18 protein-coding genes are annotated in these 18,208 nt (G+C 61.1%); 14 read left to right on the plus strand and 4 right to left on the minus strand.

What is annotated here, in order from left to right; genetic code table 11:
• Nucleotides 1-180: 180 nt before the first annotated feature.
• The 11 genes from JFN93_RS03435 (at nt 181) to hypE (ending at nt 10,605) form a co-directional block, all read left to right on the plus strand.
• The gene (locus tag JFN93_RS03435) at nt 181-513 is read left to right on the plus strand and encodes a hydrogenase maturation nickel metallochaperone HypA/HybF (RefSeq protein ID WP_199382603.1); all 333 of its coding nucleotides are present in this window, start codon (nt 181-183) and stop codon (nt 511-513) included.
• 200 nt (nt 514-713) lie between these two features.
• Nucleotides 714-1,832, plus strand: coding sequence for a hydrogenase small subunit (locus JFN93_RS03440; protein WP_199382604.1), 1,119 nt, complete (start codon nt 714-716; stop codon nt 1,830-1,832).
• The gene (gene hybA, locus JFN93_RS03445; protein WP_199382605.1) at nt 1,816-2,787 is read left to right on the plus strand and encodes a hydrogenase 2 operon protein HybA; all 972 of its coding nucleotides are present in this window, start codon (nt 1,816-1,818) and stop codon (nt 2,785-2,787) included. The genes JFN93_RS03440 and hybA overlap by 17 nt, the downstream gene beginning before the upstream one ends.
• Complete coding sequence (gene hybB, locus JFN93_RS03450; RefSeq protein ID WP_199382606.1) at nt 2,787-4,103, plus strand: Ni/Fe-hydrogenase cytochrome b subunit; 1,317 nt, start codon at nt 2,787-2,789, stop codon at nt 4,101-4,103. Before hybA ends, hybB begins: the two co-directional genes overlap by 1 nt.
• Nucleotides 4,104-4,284: 181 nt before the next feature.
• Nucleotides 4,285-5,967 (plus strand): nickel-dependent hydrogenase large subunit, encoded by a 1,683-nt coding sequence (locus JFN93_RS03455; RefSeq protein ID WP_199382607.1) that lies wholly within the window; start codon nt 4,285-4,287, stop codon nt 5,965-5,967.
• Nucleotides 5,968-6,428: 461 nt separating this feature from the next.
• Nucleotides 6,429-6,908: a HyaD/HybD family hydrogenase maturation endopeptidase gene (locus tag JFN93_RS03460; protein ID WP_199382608.1), complete on the plus strand. Its 480-nt coding sequence runs from the start codon at nt 6,429-6,431 to the stop codon at nt 6,906-6,908.
• A 21-nt stretch (nt 6,909-6,929) separates the two neighbouring features.
• Complete coding sequence (hypB, locus tag JFN93_RS03465; protein ID WP_199382609.1) at nt 6,930-7,808, plus strand: hydrogenase nickel incorporation protein HypB; 879 nt, start codon at nt 6,930-6,932, stop codon at nt 7,806-7,808.
• Between the two features lie 123 nt (nt 7,809-7,931).
• Nucleotides 7,932-8,105: a hypothetical protein gene (locus JFN93_RS03470; protein WP_199382610.1), complete on the plus strand. Its 174-nt coding sequence runs from the start codon at nt 7,932-7,934 to the stop codon at nt 8,103-8,105.
• Nucleotides 8,106-8,122: 17 nt separating this feature from the next.
• Nucleotides 8,123-8,353: a HypC/HybG/HupF family hydrogenase formation chaperone gene (locus JFN93_RS03475; RefSeq protein WP_199382611.1), complete on the plus strand. Its 231-nt coding sequence runs from the start codon at nt 8,123-8,125 to the stop codon at nt 8,351-8,353.
• The gene (gene hypD / locus JFN93_RS03480; RefSeq protein ID WP_199382612.1) at nt 8,350-9,435 is read left to right on the plus strand and encodes a hydrogenase formation protein HypD; all 1,086 of its coding nucleotides are present in this window, start codon (nt 8,350-8,352) and stop codon (nt 9,433-9,435) included. The genes JFN93_RS03475 and hypD overlap by 4 nt, the downstream gene beginning before the upstream one ends.
• Before the next feature lie 159 nt (nt 9,436-9,594).
• Nucleotides 9,595-10,605: a hydrogenase expression/formation protein HypE gene (hypE, locus tag JFN93_RS03485; RefSeq protein ID WP_199382613.1), complete on the plus strand. Its 1,011-nt coding sequence runs from the start codon at nt 9,595-9,597 to the stop codon at nt 10,603-10,605.
• A 120-nt stretch (nt 10,606-10,725) separates the two neighbouring features.
• Here hypE and JFN93_RS03490 read toward each other — a convergent pair whose 3' ends face one another.
• Nucleotides 10,726-11,940, minus strand: a complete 1,215-nt coding sequence (locus JFN93_RS03490; RefSeq protein ID WP_199382614.1) for a hypothetical protein — start codon at nt 11,938-11,940, stop codon at nt 10,726-10,728.
• A 250-nt stretch (nt 11,941-12,190) separates the two neighbouring features.
• Here JFN93_RS03490 and JFN93_RS03495 point away from each other — a divergent pair, with 250 nt between their 5' ends.
• Together JFN93_RS03495 and JFN93_RS03500 are read left to right on the plus strand one after the other, a co-directional pair.
• The gene (locus JFN93_RS03495; protein ID WP_199382615.1) at nt 12,191-12,733 is read left to right on the plus strand and encodes a hypothetical protein; all 543 of its coding nucleotides are present in this window, start codon (nt 12,191-12,193) and stop codon (nt 12,731-12,733) included.
• Between the two features lie 148 nt (nt 12,734-12,881).
• Complete coding sequence (locus JFN93_RS03500) at nt 12,882-13,640, plus strand: YkgJ family cysteine cluster protein (RefSeq protein ID WP_328753556.1); 759 nt, start codon at nt 12,882-12,884, stop codon at nt 13,638-13,640.
• A gap of 133 nt (nt 13,641-13,773) precedes the next feature.
• Here JFN93_RS03500 and JFN93_RS03505 read toward each other — a convergent pair whose 3' ends face one another.
• Entirely contained in the window at nt 13,774-13,974 is a 201-nt protein-coding gene (locus JFN93_RS03505; protein WP_199382616.1) for a cold-shock protein, read from the minus strand.
• Nucleotides 13,975-14,188: 214 nt separating this feature from the next.
• On the opposite strand from JFN93_RS03505, the gene JFN93_RS03510 reads away from it, so the two are divergent.
• The gene (locus tag JFN93_RS03510; RefSeq protein WP_199382617.1) at nt 14,189-15,496 is read left to right on the plus strand and encodes a molecular chaperone DnaJ; all 1,308 of its coding nucleotides are present in this window, start codon (nt 14,189-14,191) and stop codon (nt 15,494-15,496) included.
• Nucleotides 15,497-15,607: 111 nt separating this feature from the next.
• On the opposite strand, the gene JFN93_RS03515 is transcribed toward JFN93_RS03510, so the two are convergent.
• Both JFN93_RS03515 and JFN93_RS03520 read right to left on the minus strand, forming a co-directional pair.
• Complete coding sequence (locus JFN93_RS03515; RefSeq protein ID WP_199382618.1) at nt 15,608-16,741, minus strand: trans-sulfuration enzyme family protein; 1,134 nt, start codon at nt 16,739-16,741, stop codon at nt 15,608-15,610.
• Between the two features lie 317 nt (nt 16,742-17,058).
• Complete coding sequence (locus JFN93_RS03520; protein WP_199382619.1) at nt 17,059-18,198, minus strand: trans-sulfuration enzyme family protein; 1,140 nt, start codon at nt 18,196-18,198, stop codon at nt 17,059-17,061.
• Nucleotides 18,199-18,208: the final 10 nt, after the last annotated feature.

Below are 18,208 nucleotides of genomic sequence, written 5' to 3' on the forward strand. Positions count from 1 at the left end.
CGTCAAAGCGAGATCGAAAAGAAACACCCGCTTAAGAAACAAGCGACGTAAAGCAAAAACCTAACCGGACAACGCTGGGATTTAGCGGAATTTGGCTGTAACGGGTTTTAAATTACTTAGATGCAAATCCCCCCCGACCCCCCTTTTGCAAAGGGGGGAGTTCTGAAAGGAGATAGCGCTGTGCACGAGATGTCGATTACCCAGAGCGTCATCGAGCTCTGCGAGGGGCATGCCGCCGGGAGGCCGGTCAAGGTGGTGGTTTTGAAGATCGGCGCCCTGTCCGGGGTCGTTCCCGAAAGCGTCGAGTTCTGCTTCGAGGCCTGCAGCCGCGGCACCCTGCTTGAGGGCGCGGTCCTGGAGATCGAGCTGGTCCCCGGCGTCGGACGCTGCCCGGCCTGCGCCAAGGAATCCCAGGTGGAGACCCTTTTCGACCCCTGCCCGCACTGCGGCGCCTTCGGCCTGGAGCTCATCTCCGGCGAAGAGCTCCTGGTCAAGGAACTGGAGATCGATTAACACGGTTGTGACAAAACGATACAAAACGATGTGACAAAAGTAGCCAATGTAACAAAACGGTGCGCACCCGTTCGGGGGGCACCGTTTCTTTTTGTGCCACTTTTTGTCGTGTTTACACTATGTTGCACAGACATTATTGAGCGTTTACAACTGGCACGCCTGTTGCCATAGACGAGGGACTCAATTTCCTCGGAGGTGGTATGAAAGACGACAATGAAATGTTTTGTCCCGGGGTAACCCGCAGGAACTTTATCAAGACCTGCGTGGCCGCCACGGCAATGATGGGGCTTCCGTTTTCCATGCATACCAAGGTGGCGGAAGCGGTGGAGAAAAACGGCAATCCCTCGGTGATCTGGCTCCATTTCCAGGAGTGCACCGGTTGCTCGGAATCGCTGCTGCGCTCTACCCACCCGACGATCTCCTCGCTGATCCTGGACATGATCTCGCTGGACTACCACGAGACCCTCATGGCCGGTGCCGGCGCGCAGGCGGAAAAGGCACTGCACGACTCGATGCAGGCCAACGCCGGGAAGTACCTTCTGGTCGTCGAAGGGGCTATCCCGACCAAGCAAAGCGGCATCTTCTGCAAGGTTTCCGGCAAGACCGCCCTGGAATCGCTGCAGCACGCGGCCGAAGGCGCGGCGGCGATCATCTGCATCGGGACCTGCGCCAGCTACGGCGGCATCCAGGCCGCGGCCCCGAACCCGACCGGCGCGGTGGGGGTGCGCGACATCGTGAAGGACAAGCCGATCATCAACATCCCCGGCTGTCCCCCGAGCCCCTACAACTTCCTCTCCACGGTCATGTACTACCTCACCTTCAAGAAGGTCCCGGAGCTGGACGACCTGGGCCGTCCCAAGTTCGCCTACGGCAGAAAGATCCACGAGCACTGCGAGCGCCGTCCGCACTTCGACGCCGGCCGCTTCGCCCAGGCCTACGGGCACCCGACCCATGCCCAGGGGTACTGCCTCTACAAGCTCGGCTGCAAGGGGCCGGCAACCTACGCTAACTGCTCGGTGCAGCGCTTCAATGACGTCGGCGCCTGGCCGGTTTCCATCGGGCATCCCTGCATCGGCTGCACCCAGCCGGACATCCTCTTCCAGAAGGCGATCGCCGAGAAGGTGCAGATCCACGAACCGACCCCGTTCGACAGCTACGCACCGGTCGACCTGAAGGAAAAAGGGAAAGGACCGGACCCGTTGACCACCGGCTTCGTCGGCCTTGCCGCAGGTGCGGCCCTGGGCGCCGGCGCGATGCTCGCCAAGAAACTGCCCAACGGGGAGAACTCGCAGGGGGGAGACGATGAAAAAGCAGAGTAGGCGCGACTTCCTCAAGACGGTTGCCGCCTCCGCCGGCATCGTGGCGGGGTGCGCCGGTTCCGCACTGGGGAACGAGACGCTGCACGTCAACAACGAGGAGCTCGGCATGCTCTACGACGCCACCAAGTGCGTCGGCTGCAAGGCATGCATGGCGGCCTGCAAGAGGGTCAACCACGACTACGGCTCCCTTTCCTACGAGAAGGCAAGCTTCGACAAGGACGGGCTGTGGGACGCCCCGAGCGATCTTTCCGGGAGCACCCGGACCCTGATCAAGCTCTTCAAGGAGTCGGACACCCGCTGGAGCTACGTGAAGTACTCCTGCATGCACTGCCAAAAGCCCTCCTGCGTCTCGGTCTGCCCGGTATCGGCGATGACCAAGGAGAAGGTGAGCGGGATCGTCGATTACAACAAGAACACCTGCATCGGCTGCCGCTACTGCCAGGTCGCCTGCCCGTACAACATCCCCAAATTCCAGTGGGAGAAGGCGATTCCGCAGATCGTCAAGTGCGACCTGTGCCGCAACACGAACCTCAAGGAGCGCGGCATCTCCGCCTGCGCCGAGACCTGCCCGACCCACGCCATCAAGTTCGGCAAGCGCAAGGAGCTTCTCGAGGAGGCGCACCAGCGCTTGAGGGAAAACCCGGACAAGTACATCGCCCACGTCTACGGCGAGCACGAGGGGGGCGGGACCAACCACCTCTACCTCGCGTCCATGCCGTTCAACAAGCTGGGCCTTCCCGACATCAAGCCGGAGCCCCCCGCGGAGTTCTCCGAGAAGATCCAGCACACCATCTACAAGGGGTTCATCGCTCCGGTCGCGCTGTACTCGACCCTTTGCTTCATCGCTATCAAGAACATGAAGGGGCACGGTACCGGCGCTGACGATTCGCATTCGACCGGGCACCAGAACGAGTCGCACAAGAACGAGTCGCCGAAGAACGGGGAGGAGCGCTGATGAGTCACAACGAAGAATTTCAGAGACTGGAAGGAAAGATCTTCACCAAGTCCTTCTTCATCCTCCTGTTCGTCGTGCTGGTCGGGTTTTTCTTCGTCGGGGTCCGCTACGTGAAGGGGATCGGCGCGGTCTCCAACATGAGCGACGGCTACCCCTGGGGGATCTGGATCACCTACGACGTCGCCACCGGCACCGCCATCGCCTGCGGCGGCTACGCCGTCGCCATCCTGGTCTACATCCGAAACCGGATGCAGTACCATCCGCTGATCCGCTCGGCGATCCTCACCTCCATGTTCGGCTACGGCCTGGCCGGCTTCTCGGTCATGGTCGACCTGGGACGCCCGTGGAACGCCTACAACTTCTTCATTCCCTCCAAGTGGCAGGCGAACTCCGCGATGTTCGAGGTCGCGCTCTGCGTCATGGCCTACTCGACGGTCCTGATCCTGGAGTTCATCCCGGCGATCCTCACCTCCATCGAGAACAGCAAATGGGAAAGGATGCAGCTGGTGCGCAACTGGCTGCACCCGAAGTTCCAGCCGAATCAGCAGGCCATGAACGACAAGCTGGAGATGGTGCGGCTGGGCGCCGCCTGGCTCAAACCCCGGTTAAACCGCGTCCTCATCTTCTTCATCGTGCTGGGGATCACCCTGCCGACCATGCACCAGTCCTCGCTCGGCTCCCTGCTCCTGATCGCCTCGACCAAGCTGCATCCCCTGTGGCACACCGGCTTCCTGCCGCTTCTGTTCCTGTTGAACTGCATCTTCATCGGCTACGCGATCGCCATTTTGGAATCGGTCATCTCGAGCTACGCCTTCAACCGGCGCTTCGAGGTGGATGAGCTTTCGGGACTGGCCAACCTGATCCCCTACGTGACCGTCATCTGGCTCACCGTCGTGATCGGGGACCTCGCCTACCGCGGCCAGATCGGCGCGGCGCTCAAGGGTGACTTCTACTCCTGCTTCTTCCTGGCCGAATTCCTCCTGGTGGCGACCGGCTCCTTGCTTCTTTTCCGGGAGAAGATGCGCCGCTCGCCGCGCTGGCTCTTCACCTCGGCGGCGCTCATCGTCCTCGGTGGCGCGCTCTACCGCTTCAACGTCTACCTGATCGGCTTCAACCCCGGGAAAGGGTGGCGCTATTTCCCTTCGTTTGCTGAGGTGATGATCACGGTAGGGATCGTTGCCCTGGAAATCCTGGGCTACAAGGTTTTCGTCAAGCTCTTCCCGGTCCTCCCGAACGAACGGGCGCACCACCACAACGACAACCAGGGGCCGAACCACGTTGACGTCAAACCGGCCTTCTCCGGGTCCACGAACTAGGGCCCAAACGGTGGGACGGGCACAGCTTCCCGGCGCCCCCACCGGACTGCCGGCGTAAAAGCTGTGGGAGCGCCATTCCTGGCGCGATCTTCTGCCAGGTCCAGCGCGGCAGGAATGGCGATCCCGCAGGATGCCGCACCTAACCAACTGAAAAACTGACAAATCTCTTTGGAGGGAATACATGTCTACCAGAATCACCCTGGATCCGATCACCCGCATTGAAGGGCATCTGCGGGTCGACGTGGAAGTAAACGGCGGCAAAGTCGCCAACGCCTGGTCTTCGGCGCAGATGTGGCGCGGGATCGAGGTCATCCTGAAAGGGCGCGACCCGCAGGACGCCTGGAGCTACGTGCAGCGTTTCTGCGGGGTCTGCACCACGGTCCACGCCATCTCCTCGATCCGCGCCGTCGAGCACGCGCTCAACGTCGAGGTTCCGGTCAACGCGCAGTACATCCGCAACATCATGATCGCCCAGCACTCGGTGCAGGACCACATCGTCCACTTCTACCACCTGGCCGCGCTGGACTGGGTCGACATCGTCTCCGCCCTGCAGGCCGACCCGAAGAAAACCGCCGCCATCGCCCAGAGCATCTCCGACTGGCCCGGCAACTCCGAGAAGGAATTCAAGGCGACCCAGGACAAGCTGAAGTCGTTCGTCGCCGGCGGCAAGCTCGGCATCTTCTCCTCCGGTTACTGGGGGCACCCGGCGATGAAGCTCTCGCCGGAGGTCAACCTGATGGCGGTGACCCACTACCTGAAGGCGCTCGACTACCAGCGCAAGGCGTCCCAGGCGATCGCGATCCTGGGGGGGAAAAACCCGCACATCCAGAACCTCGTGGTCGGCGGCGTCGCCACCGCGATCAACATGGAGAACATCGCCACCCTGAACATGGAGCGCCTGGCATATCTGCGCTCCCTCATGGAAGAGACCCGCGACTTCGTGCAGAAGGTCTACTACCCGGACCTCCTCGCCATCGCCGGCGCCTACAAGGATTGGTTCAAGTACGGCGCCGGGGTCACCAACTATCTGGCGGTTCCGGAGTTCCCCGAGGACGGCAAGGGGAACAAGTTCGGGCTCACCGGCGGCATCGTCACCGCCGGCAACGTGGCCAAGATGCGCATGGTGAAGGATCACCGCGACGACTTCTTGATCAAGAACATCAAGGAGAACGTCACCCACGCCTGGTACGAGGGCTCCGGGACGCTGCACCCTTGGGACGGCGAGACCAAGCCCGACTACACCGACTTCAAGGACAACGGGAAGTACTCCTGGTGCAAGGCACCGACCCTGGAAGGGCGTCCGGTCCAGGTCGGCCCGCCGGCCCAGATCATGGCCTCCTACGTCGCCGGCAACAGCAAGGTCACCAAACTCGTGGACGGCGCCCTCTTGAAGCTCGGGCTCAAGATCGGCGACATCCACTCCACCATGGGGCGGCTCTACTGCCGCGGCGCTCGCGCCCACGTCATGGCCGACCTCTCCTTGGAGTACCTGGACAAGCTGATCAACAACGTCGCCTCCGGGGACAAGAACTACGCGAACCATACCGAGATCCCCTCCGGCGAGTACCGCGGGGTCGGCTTCCATGAGGCGCCGCGCGGCACCCTGTCCCACTGGATCGTCATCAAGAACAAGAAGATCGAGAACTACCAGGCGGTCGTTCCTTCCACCTGGAACGCGGCGCCGAGAAACGAGAAAGGGGAGATGGGGCCGTACGAGGCTTCGCTGATGGGGAACCCGGTGGCGGTTCCGGACAAGCCGCTCGAGGTGCTGCGCACCATCCATTCCTTCGACCCCTGCATCGCCTGCGCGGTGCATACCGTCGATCCGGAAGGAAAAGAGATCACCAAGGTGAAGGTGCTCTAGCCCGTCCTTTCCCCTCCGGTCGATACGCGGACGGAAGGGAAAGGGTTTTCCCTTGTCGGGACGAACCCCATCCTCACCACGACCCTCCCCTTGAAGGGGAAGGGATTTCCGGAGCGATCCTCCGTGCGCCGGGTGGGAAGTTCGAAGAACTCATAGATACGCTCTTACGCTCGCCCCAAACCCTGCCGGCCCTCCCCGTGGTGCCGGCGGGGCCTGTCCTTTCCTGCGCACCCCCTCTCGCGCCGGGTTGGGCAGGTGGGGCGAGGCTTTTTATCTGGAACTGTGGTTGCCTTATCCCGCCGTCATCCTCCTTCCAGAGGAACTCTTCCCGGGCAGGACATTCCCTTCTTTACGAAACGGTGGTGCGGGTGTTATTCTTGGCCCCTCCCGCAGGCACTTCTAACCGCCTCCTTCCGTCCCTCCGGGACTGGCAAAGCATAAGGGGCAACATAGGAGCATTCATGCAGGTCCTCATCTACGGCGCCGGCAACCTCATCCTCTCCGATGAGGGCTTTGGCGTTCATTTCGTCCGCTTCCTCGAAGACCGCTATCACATCCCCGATAACGTCGAGCTTTACGACGGCGGCACCCTCGGTATCATGGTCCACTTCAAGTTCGAAGAGGCCGACAAGGTGATCCTGGTCGACGTCGTCGACGCAGCCGGCGCGCCGGGTGACATTTTCCGCTACGAGCGCGAAGACATCATGCTGAAGCGGATCCCGGTGAAGATGTCCCCGCACCAGATCGGGCTCCAGGAAATGCTGCTCCTCGGCGAGATGCGCGATGCCCCCAAGGCGGATTTGACCTTCTTCGGGATCGTGGCCCAGACCCTGGACCCCGGGGACACGCTTTCCGCGCCGCTGCAGGCCGGGCTTGCCAAGGTTGCCGGCCTGGTGGCAGAGGAACTGAAGAGCGTCGGTATCGAACTGAAAGAAAAGTAGCTGCTACAGGAGGGATTCAGCATGTGCATCGATTGCGGCTGCGCGCAACCGGACCACCACCACGATCACGACCACCCTCATGGGCATCACCATGGGCACGATCACGACCATGACCATGGTCACGACCACGAGCACGGAGCTGGCCATGAGCACGGGCACCAGCACGGTCCCGGGCACCACGGCCACGGGCACCACGAGGGAAAGGGGCACCACCATCACGCGCCGGTGACCGAGGAGCCGCGCACCAAGCTGGTCGTGGAGACCGACATCCTCTCCAAGAACAACCGGTATGCCGAAGGGAACCGGCGCCTGTTCAAGGAAAAGGGACTTTTCGTGCTGAACCTGGTCAGCTCTCCCGGTTCCGGGAAGACCACCGTTTTGGAGCGGACCCTGACCGACATCGCCGGGAAGTGCCGCTGTGCCGTCATCGAGGGGGACCAGCAGACCGACAACGATGCGGTGCGGATCGCGGCAACCGGGGTGCCGGTCAAGCAGATCAATACCGGTGCGGGATGCCATCTGGACGCGCACATGGTATTGCACGCTACCGACCACATCGACCTGGATCAGGTTGACCTGCTCCTGGTGGAAAACGTGGGGAACCTGGTCTGTCCCGCCTCGTTCGACCTCGGTGAGCACCACAAGGTGGTGGTTTTGAGCGTCACCGAAGGGGAGGACAAGCCGCTCAAGTACCCGCAGATGTTCCACGCGGCGACGGTGATGCTCCTGAACAAGATCGACCTGCTCCCCTATCTCGATTTCGACGTGGAGAAATGCAAGGAGATGGCCCGCCGCGTCTCGCCCGGGATCCAGATTTTCGAGGTCTCCAGCCGGACCGGCGCGGGAATGTCCCAGTGGTATGAGTGGCTGGACCAGGGGATCGCCCAGGCCAAAGGGTAGGCGAACTCCGGGGCTGGGGGCCAGGGAAGCCATTCCTTTGGTTCCCAAGCTCCAGCTTGGGAACACCCCGGTTTCGCGAAGCTCCAGCTTCGCTAAGGCTGTTACAACGCTGGAGCTTTGAAGATGGTTTTCGCTCTCAAGGTGGACCTTGGGAACGAGATTGAAAAGCAAATCTCCCCCAGCCCCTCTTTGTGGAGTTTCGAGAAGTTTGATGGGCGCGGCCTGCTGCTCCCCTACGGTCCCGGTGAGCTGCACGATCCTCACGGCCTCGGGGGCCGGCTGCCGTATTTTGCCTGATGTTTTAAGGAGTCGCTATGTGCGTTGGTGTTCCCATGATGGTCGTCGAGATCGACGGTGACAACGCGGTCGCCGAGGTCGATGGAGTGAAAAGGGAAGCAAGTCTCATGCTTTTGAGCGATGAGGTGGCGGTCGGCGATTACGTCATCGTCCATGCCGGCTTCGCGATCTCAAAGCTCGACAAGGAAGAGGCCCTGGAGACCCTGGCCCTGATGCGGGAGGCCTTCTCGCCGGAGCTTATGGGATGAACTACCGCGACGAGTTCCGCGACCGCAAGATCGTGCAGGGGCTGGCGCAGCGGATCGCGACCCTGGCCCAAGGGAAGGGGCCGTTCACCTTCATGGAGGTCTGCGGCACCCATACCATGGCGATTTACCAGTATGGCCTGCGCCAGCTGATGCCTCCCGAAGTCCGGCTCATCTCCGGACCGGGGTGCCCGGTCTGCGTCACCCATAACGGCTATCTCGATCGGGCCCTTGCGCTGTGCCGGCTCCCCGACGTCATCATCACCACTTTCGGCGACATGCTCCGGGTTCCCGGGTCCACCTCCTCGCTCATGCACGAGCGGGCCCGGGGCGGGGATATCCGGATCGTCTATTCCCCCCTCGATGCGGTCCAGGTTGCCGTGCAAAATCCCGGCAAGAAGGTGGTCTTCCTGGGGGTCGGTTTCGAGACCACCGCTCCGACCATTGCCGGCAGCATCCTGACCGCGGCGAAGCTTGGATTGAAGAACTACTTCGTGCTTGCCTCGCACAAAACGATGCCCACCCCGATGGCGCTTCTTTCTGCCGATCCCGAACTTTCCTTAAGCGGCTACATCTGCCCGGCCCACGTAAGCGCCATTATCGGTGCCCATGCCTACCAGCCCCTGGTCGATCAGTTCCGGATTCCCTGCGTGGTGACCGGCTTCGAGCCGACCGACGTCATGCAGGGGATCGAGATGCTGGTCCGGCAGGCGGTGGCCGGCGACGCCAGGGTGGAAATCCAGTACTCCCGGGTGGTGAGCTGGGAAGGAAATCCCAAGGCGCAGCAGGTGCTTGCCGAGGTTTTTACCCCGTGCGATGCCGACTGGCGCGGCATCGGGACCCTTCCCGGCAGCGGCCTCAAGATCGCCGACCGGTACGCGGCCTTCGACGCCGAGCGCGCGCTTGCCGTTGAGGTCGAACCGCTCAAGGAACACCAGGGATGCCTTTGCGGGGAAATCCTGAAAGGGAAGGTGAACCCGTCCGATTGCCCCCTTTTCGGCAAGGCCTGCACTCCGGAAAACCCGGTCGGCGCCTGCATGGTCTCCTCCGAGGGGAGCTGCGCGGCGGCACATAAATATCAGTGATCAGTGAACAATGATCAAAACCTTTAAGTCTCCCTTTAACAAAGGGGGATTCCGGGGGATTTGCTTCTCGGGTTTTTTTGTCGCACCGCTCCATGAAAACCTCAAAGGCGAATCCCCCCGCCCCCCTTTGTCAAAGGGGGGAGTTATGGGGGAGGTACGTTGAACCAGGACATCATATTGTTGGGGCACGGCAGCGGTGGCAAGCTGTCGCATCAGCTTCTGGATGAGGTCATCCTGCCGCATCTCTCATCGACCGGTGCCGCCGGACAAAACGACGCGGCGCTGCTGCAGATCGGCGGCAGTAAGCTTGCCTTTTCCACCGACAGCTACGTGGTCGATCCGATCTTTTTCCCGGGCGGCAACATCGGCGATCTCGCCGTGAACGGCACCGTCAACGATCTCTCCATGATGGGGGCACGCCCCCTGTTCATCAGCGTCGCCTTCATCCTCGAAGAGGGCTTTTCCAAAAAGGAATTCGCCGAGATCCTCGCCTCGATGCGCCGCGCGGCGGATGCCGCCGGGGTATCGCTGGTTACCGGCGACACCAAGGTGGTGCCCAAGGGGAAGGCGGACCGGATCTTCATCAACACCTCCGGGATCGGCGTGCTGGAGCATGGCCTGCAAATTGACGGCGGCCAGGGGAGGGTAGGGGACCAGATCCTGGTCAGCGGCACCATCGGCGATCACGGCATCGCGGTCCTCTGCGCCCGTGAGGGCCTTGGGATGCAAACCGGTGTTACCACCGACTCGGCGCCTTTGAACGGGCTGGTGCAGGAACTGCTGGGCCTGGGGGACGCCCTCCATGTGCTGCGGGATCCGACCCGGGGCGGGGTTGCCACCACCCTGAAGGAGATCGCGCTACAGTCCGAGATCGCCATCACCCTGCGGGAAGAGGCTCTCCCGGTAAACGAGGGGGTAACCGGGGTCTGCTCCATTTTGGGGCTCGACCCGCTCTACGTCGCCAATGAAGGGAAGCTGCTTGCTTTCGTGGCTCCCGACCGGGCCCAGGAGGCGCTGAAGATCATGCGGGCGCACCCGATGGGGTGCGATGCCGCCATCATCGGGGAGGTGACCTCCAGCGGCGGGGGGCGGATCCAAATGGAAACCGTGGTCGGCGGGATGCGGGGCGTCGAGATGCTTTCCGGAGAACAGCTCCCGCGGATTTGCTGAAGTCTCCCAGCTCCTGTTCCAATGCCACCAAAAGAAAAGGCTTGCCGGCGCGTTTCGCGACCGGGCAAGCCTTTAATTTTTCCAGGCATCTTCAGATGATGTCTGCCGGGATTGCCTCTGTTACCAGTGCTCTACCCAGGAATGGAACCCCGTACCATAGAAATCCCTCCCCATGGAGCCGCCTGCTCCGCTGCCATAGGTGTAGGTGCACGGCCCGCCGGCACCGGCGCCGGAACTCATCGTCGTGCCGCCCGTGTGCATGTCATGCTGATGCCACTGCTGTTGGTTGCTGTACGTTCCCGACTGCATGTTGCCGGACCGCATATCGGTGGTGCCGGTCATGCCGCCGGTCCCCATCGAGCTGCTCTGGCCCTGGGCGCACGGGTTGCAGCACGGATTGTTGAAGTTCTGCATCTGAGACCCGCCGGCTCCCTGACCTTGGAAACCGGTACCCTGGTAGTTCTGCTGATACCCGGTTCCCTGCTGATTCATGGGCTGCTGATAGCTCTGGGTCCCCTGCTGGTAACCCTGCTGATATCCCGTCGAACCGCCGGTACCGGTACCCATCGAGCTGCCACCGGTGCAGCAAGGATTCTGGTTCAGGTTCTGCTGGTAGGTTCCTTGGCCACTCTGGAAGTTCTGTTGCTGGTAGCCGGTGCTTCCGCCGGCACCCGAGCCCACGGTGCTGCCCTGGCAGCAGGGATTATTGGCGATCTGCCCCTGGTAGCCGCCCGCGGCCTGCCCGCTTTGGAACTGTGAGCTGGTCTGACTGTTCTGGTAGTTCTGCTGATACCCGGTCTGGTAATCTGCCGGTCCGCCGGCGCCGGCGCCGACCGAACCATCACTGCTCCACGTTTGACCTGAGCGATAGCACGGGCTGCTCACGTTTTGGCACTGGACTCCGCCCGTCGCTTGGCCGCTTTGGTACGCGCCGCCCTGCATGTAGCCGGTAGACCCGCCGGTGCCGCTTCCAACCGTGCCTCCGCTTACCGTGTTCCCCTGGTAGCAGGGGCTCTGGTTACAGCAGGGGCTTTGTCCCTGGAAGCCACCCGCTCCCTGGCCGCTGTACTGGCCGCTTTGGATCGTGCTGCTACCTTGATAGCTCGAGGTCCCCAAGGGGGCGGTCTGTTCAATCTCGCCACCAGCTCCCACTCCTAAGTGTTCGACCGGTTGGCCCGGGACGTTTTGTTCGTTGTAGTTGCCCGGTTCGCCCAGATAGCGGTCGCCGCTGCTCGCCGGGTTTTCCATGTTGCCGGAGTCGCTGGTGTACGACCCTCCGGTAGCATCACCATAACTGCTGCGACGGTTGTCCGCATGCGAAGTCGCTGCCGTCATACCGATAAAGGCTACCGCGGCCAATGAGGTTAAAATCAGACGACGAATGGTTCTCATGGGGCTTTACCTCCTTTGCCCTTTGCGTTGCTTCCTCTCTTTCCTAGTGGAGTTGTCACCATATGAGAACATATTAACATTGACCGACACCGGATTAACACCTTTTTATCCTGCCGGGATATGAGGCGGTATCTCCTTGCAAATCGACACCTTTTGGGCGTACTGTACGCGGACCAAAACCTGGAGGTAGGTCATGAAAGCCTTGGCATTGACGGCGCTTCTCTTGTTGGTGACGGCGGACGGATGGTGCACCCCCTACTGGATGGTGAACGGGGGGAGCAACGGCGCTGCCGAGCAGAGCAGTATCGGCGTGGAGGTGGGGGATACGCAGATGATCGTCAAAAGGTTTCCGCTGGCTGCGGAGCTCTCGATGAATTTCGATTTCGGAGACGTCCCGTCCGAAGCCCGGTTCAATAACAATCCTAACAACGAGCCGTTCACCGTTAAAAAGGCCAAGGACGGTCCGGAAATCGGGTTTCTTTTCAAATCGGGGGTGAATCTGGACGACTTCGTCCCCAACCTTACCCTTCTGGTCGGGGCAGGCTACGCGCTGCAGTCGGAGACCCCGGTGGCGACGGGGGCCAACTCGGGAACCCATTGGCAGCAGGGATCCCGGGAGACGGAAGTCTACCCGGTAGGATACGGCGGGCTTTTGTATCGCCTGGAGCGGATGTGTCTGAGCGTGGGGTATAACAACCGCCGCGGCGTGGTCGCCGGGATCGGGAGCAACTGGTAGTAACGCCTCTGGGCCGGCAACACCAAAGAAGGGAGGCCTCATCGGCGTCCCTTTTTTTAATGTTTTTCCTCACGGCTGCCGAGATGCTCGGCGCGTACCTGCGGGGTGGAGAACCCACTGAAGGTGGCTTGATGGTTGGTGCCGGCAAATGAAAACCGGTGTGGATTTCGAAAAATGGTGCCGTGCCGGGACCCGGTATGGTATGGTGGTCCTCGTTTTCCATTCCCAGCGGATGAAGGTTTCCATGCACGACATCATCAATAACTATGCAACCCTCCTGGGCCGGGTCGACCGATGGTTCGCCCGCTGCAGCGAACAGCATCCCGAGGCGATCGCCTGCCGCAGCGGGTGCTCCTTCTGTTGCCGCAGTCTTTTCGATATCACCATTTTGGATGCTTATTTCTTGAAGCAGGGCTTTGCCAGGCTGCAGCCGGCGGTGCAGAAGGCGGTGCTGGATAAGTGTCGGAAAAGGGTCGCCCTGATGCAGGCGCAGTGGCCGGAATTCGCCCATCCCTACCTGCTCAATTACCGTCCCGAGGAGGATTGGGAAGCGTTGATGCCCGATGCGGATGAGACTCCGTGCGTGCTGATCGGGGAAGACGGCCGCTGCCTGCTCTACGAGCACCGTCCGATGACCTGCCGGTTGCACGGCATCCCGCTGCTCGAACTTACCGGAGAGGTGATGCACGACGAGTGGTGCACCATGAATTTTGTGGGAGAGGATCCGCTGCAGATGACGGATCTGGCGGCGCCGTTCGAGGGGATCTTTGCGACGGAGGTAGCTTTGCTGGTGGAGTTTACCGGGGCTCTGCTGGGGCGGCGGCTGAGCGAGGTGGATACCTTCATTCCGACGGCGCTCCTGATCGACTTCGACGATCCCGAGCGGGCAGGGTGGCTTAAGGGGTAAGAAAACCTTCGCGCCGGGAGTGGCGCTCCCGCCGGGTGGATCAGGCGAATCCGCAAAGGAAGGAAATCAACGAACCGGAACGAAAAAAGCCCCGGATTGCTCCGGGGCTTCATTTTTTTTATGACGTATTTTATTAGCCTCTGGAAACGTTTGCAGCCTGGAGACCTTTGGGTCCCTTCACGATTTCAAACGTTACGCTCTCGCCTTCAGTGAGAGATTTGAAGCCATCACCGAGGATAGCAGAGAAGTGCACGAATACGTCTTCGCCATTCTCCTGCTCAAGAAACCCAAAACCTTTGCTGTCATTAAACCACTTTACCGTTCCCTTTACCATTTTGTTACTTCTCCCATATTAACTTCTTTTTGGTTATGTCCGGGCTCATCCTCGGATGCGGTACCTTAACAGCTTAGATTCTCGGTGTCAAACTGAAAATTTAAAAATTCAAAAAAAGTTTTATCCATTTTTTATCTCTATTGTGGCTCGTGTTGACAATAAAAATGGTGTGTAGTAGCGTGAGTCAATTCTTTTTTTGAGGAGGCTGCAGGGGATGAGGATCAGTCCGGACCATCGGTTGCCAGAAGAGCTCGAGCTTGAAAACAAGCTGAACGAACTGGTATCCCTGCGGGAGCGTAATGCCCAGGTCCGGGAGCAACGCAGGCAGCTCCAGGAGGAGATCCGGCGCTTCGAGAAGGTCTACCAGCGCACCATCGGCAAACGGATCGCCGAGCTGGAACAGCTGGAAGCAGAGATCGCTCGGTACACCGGCGTTTCCGAAATGGAGTTCGAGCGGGAGGAAAGCGTTTCTGCTTCCTCCGATCGGCCTGGGGACAAAGCCGACGCTGGGGCGGACCTGGCCCGCGCGGAGGAGCAGGATATCAAGGCCCTGTACCGCGAGGTCGCCAAGGCGATCCATCCCGACCTGGCCCAGGACGAGGACCGGGCCGAGCGTCACGAACTGATGTCCAAGGCAAACCAGGCCTATGCCGAGGACGACCACATCACGCTGAAGGCGATCCTGCGCGATTGGCAGGCTTCGGCGGACCAGGTCCAGGGCGACGACATCGCCTCGGAGCTGATCCGGGTCATCCGCCTGATTGCCCGGGAGCGCGACGAGCTGCGCGTGGTGCATGCCGAGATCGACGAGTTGAGGAACAGCTACATCTGCCGTCTCAAGCTCAGGGTCGACACCGATCTTGCCAAGGGGAGCGATCTCTTTGCCGACTTGTGCGCGGCCGCCGATTTAAATATCGCCCGGGCCAAACGGCGCTTGTCCCTGCTCAAGGGAGAACGCGAGGTGCAGGTCACCCGCCGAACCCAGGCCCAGACCCGGACCCTCTGCTTTCCGCTGGAGACCCCCTGCGGGGTTCTCTATACCCGGGACCGCACTTCCATCAGCTTCAACCAATGGAAGAGGGTGGGGCAGGCGCGGGGCCCGGTCGAGGTCGGGGTAAACGAGGCGGTGCGCCTCGATGTGAAGGAGCATGCCTCGGCACGGCTCCCCCTGCTGCGGGATATGGATCCGGACGCCCTGCAGGCGATCTTTCTCTACGAGGTCTCCGATGCCGATGTGACTGAGATCGTCCATCTGACCGGGCTCGAGGAACTGTATCTCTCCGGGAGCCGCCTGACCGACGGCGCATTGAGCGATCTGGCTCCCTTGACGAACCTCAAGCGGCTCTACCTGTATCAGACCCAGGTCACCGACCAGGGGTTGCTGCACCTGCAACGTCTCAGCGGTCTGCAGGGACTCACCTGCAGCGGGAACCAGGTGACCGGAGAGGGACTGGCCTTCATCGAACGCTCCATGCCCGGGATGAAGACGGTGAACATACCGGTGACGCGGTTTTCGCGGTAAGAAAGGGCGGCTGCCGGGGCGCAGACTGCCGTGGCCCGAATCGACGCAGTGGCACGGAGTGGACAAAAGAAAGGGGGGAGCCGGTAGATGCCGGCTCCCCCCTTTCTTTTTTTAGGAGAGGTGCGGTGCCATGTCGGCGATCAGGTCCTCGGGGTCTTCCAGCCCCGCCGACAGGCGCACCAGGGTGTCCTTGATGCCGCGGGCCTCGCGCTCGGCCGGCGGCATCGCGGCATGGGACATCTTCGCCGGATAGGAGAGGATGCTTTCCACCCCTCCCAGGCTCACGGCGAAGGCCGAGAGTTTCACCCCCTCCAGGAGGCGTTTGGTCCGCTCCAGGTCAGAGACCTCGAAGGAGAGGACCGCACCGGGACCGCTCGCCTGCCGGCGGTGCACCTCAAACCCCGGATGCTCCTCCAGTCCCGGATAGTAGATCCGCGTCACCCCCGGCTGCTCCTTGAGCCAGGCGACGATCTTGATGGCGCTCGCCTGGCTTTCCTCCATCCGCACCTTCAGCGTTTTCAGGCCACGCAGCACCAGCCAGCAGTCCTGCGGTCCGAGGATGGCGCCGAAGGCGTTCTGGATGTAGCGGATCCGTTTGCCCAACTCCGGGTCCTTGGTGACGGCAAACCCGCAGATGACGTCGCTGTGGCCGTTGAGGAACTTGGTGCCGCTGTGCAGGACGATGTCGCAGCCAAGTTCCAGCGGACGCTGCAGGTACGGGGTCATGAAGGTGTTGTCGACGATGGTCAGGATGCCGTGCTGCTTGGCCAGCTCGACCGCCCCCGGCAGGTCGGTGATCTTGATCAGCGGGTTGGACGGCGTTTCCAGGTAGATCGCCTTGGTTTCCGGTCGGATCGCAGCGGCGATGGCGTTCAGGTCGGTGGCATCCACGAAAGTGGCAGTGAGCCCCCAACTGCTGAAGACGTTGGAAAGGACGCGGAAGGTGCCGCCGTAGACATCCTCGCAGACCACCAGGTGGTCCCCCGGAGCGAAGATCATGAACGTCGATGAAATTGCCGCCATGCCCGAGGCGAAAGCCAGGCCGACCGTGCCCCCTTCCAGTCCGGCGATGGCTTCTTCCAACGCCTCGCGGGTGGGGTTGCCGGAGCGTGCGTAGTCGAAGCGGCCGAAATCGTCCAGCGAGCGCTGGGCGAACGTGGAGCTCAGGTACAGGGGGTGGCTCAAAGAACCGAATTCAGGATCGATCGGTTGGTCACCGTGAATGAGTTGGGTGGCAAATTTCATGGTGTGTGCTCCTTGGAATCAGTAGTGATCTGTTTGTGGTCGGTAGGTATCAGTTCTTATTTAGTAAAGCAGGGTTTAAGTCCACCTTTGTCAAAGGGGATCTAGTGGGATTTGCTTCCAAGGTTCTATTCTTTCTTTGGTAAAAGTCAAAACCTCAAAGGCAAATCCCCCCCCGGCCCCCCTTTGTCAAAGGGGGGAGTTAATAGGTCCATCTCAGGGTCAAGATGTCATCCCTCTGTCAAGAGGGAGTCTTGCGTCTTTTCGTTGTCAATTGTCAATTGTCAATTGCCTCTCCATTGTCCATTGCTTCTCGATGGTCAATTGCTTCTCAATGCCTGTTCCAGGTCTGCGATCAGATCGTCGACATCCTCGATCCCCACCGAAAAACGGAGCAGGCGGTCGTTGATCCCGAGCCTTTGCAAGGTTTCCGGCTCGATGTCGGCATGAGTCTGCACCTTGGGGAAGGTGATCAGGCTCTCCACCCCGCCCAGGCTTTCCGCAAACGAAATCAGTTCCGTCTTTAAGAGCAGCTGCTCCACCAGCGCCGGGTCGGTCACCTCGAAGGCGATCATCGCGCCAAATCCCTTGGATTGCCGCTGCAAAAGTTCGTGCCCCGGGTGATCCGGCAGCCCCGGATAGTAAACCTTCCCGATCTTTTCATGGTGCTGCAGCCATTCGGCGATCTTCTGCGCGTTCTCCTGCTGCCGGTCCATCCGCACCGAAAGGGTCTTGATCCCGCGGATGGTGAGCCAGGAGTCCTGCGGCCCCAGCACCGCACCGGCCCCGTTCTGGTGGAAGTAGATCAGTTCGGCAAGCGCGGGGTCCTTCGCGGCGACCAGGCCGCAGATGGTGTCGTTGTGCCCGGAGAGGTACTTGCTCCCGCTGTACAGGGAGATGTCGGCTCCCAGGTCGAGCGGTTTGAGGAGGTACGGCGTAAGGAAGGTGTTGTCGACGATGCAAAGGATCCCCCGATCCTTGCAGAGCGTGGCGAGCCCTTCGACGTCGGCTACCTTGAGCAGCGGATTGGTAAGGGACTCGACGAACAGTGCGCGGGTTTCGGGACGGATCGCCTTGAGGACCTCGTCTTTGTCGCTGGTGTCGATGTAGCTGAAGGAGAGGCCGAACTGGCGGAAGATCTTTTCGAAGAGCCGGTAGCTCCCGCCGTACAGATCCTCGGTGATCACCAGGTGGTCCCCCTGTTTGAAAAGGAAGAGGAGGCTCGTTATCGCAGCCATTCCTGAAGAATAGGCAAACCCGCGGCAGCCGCCTTCCAGGCGGGCGAAACCTTCTTCCAGCGCCTGACGGGTCGGGTTTCCCGAGCGGCTGTAATCGTACCCGGTGCTTTGTCCGAGCCCGGGATGGCGGAAGGTGGCGGTCTGGTAGATGGGGACCGTGACGGCGCCCGTCCTCGATTCGCGGTCCAATCCGATCTGTGCTGCCTGAGTCGCTGCTTTCATCTTTGCTTCC

Origin of the sequence: Geomesophilobacter sediminis (genome assembly GCF_016458275.1) — a bacterium.
GTDB lineage: Bacteria > Desulfobacterota > Desulfuromonadia > Geobacterales > Geobacteraceae > Geomesophilobacter > Geomesophilobacter sediminis.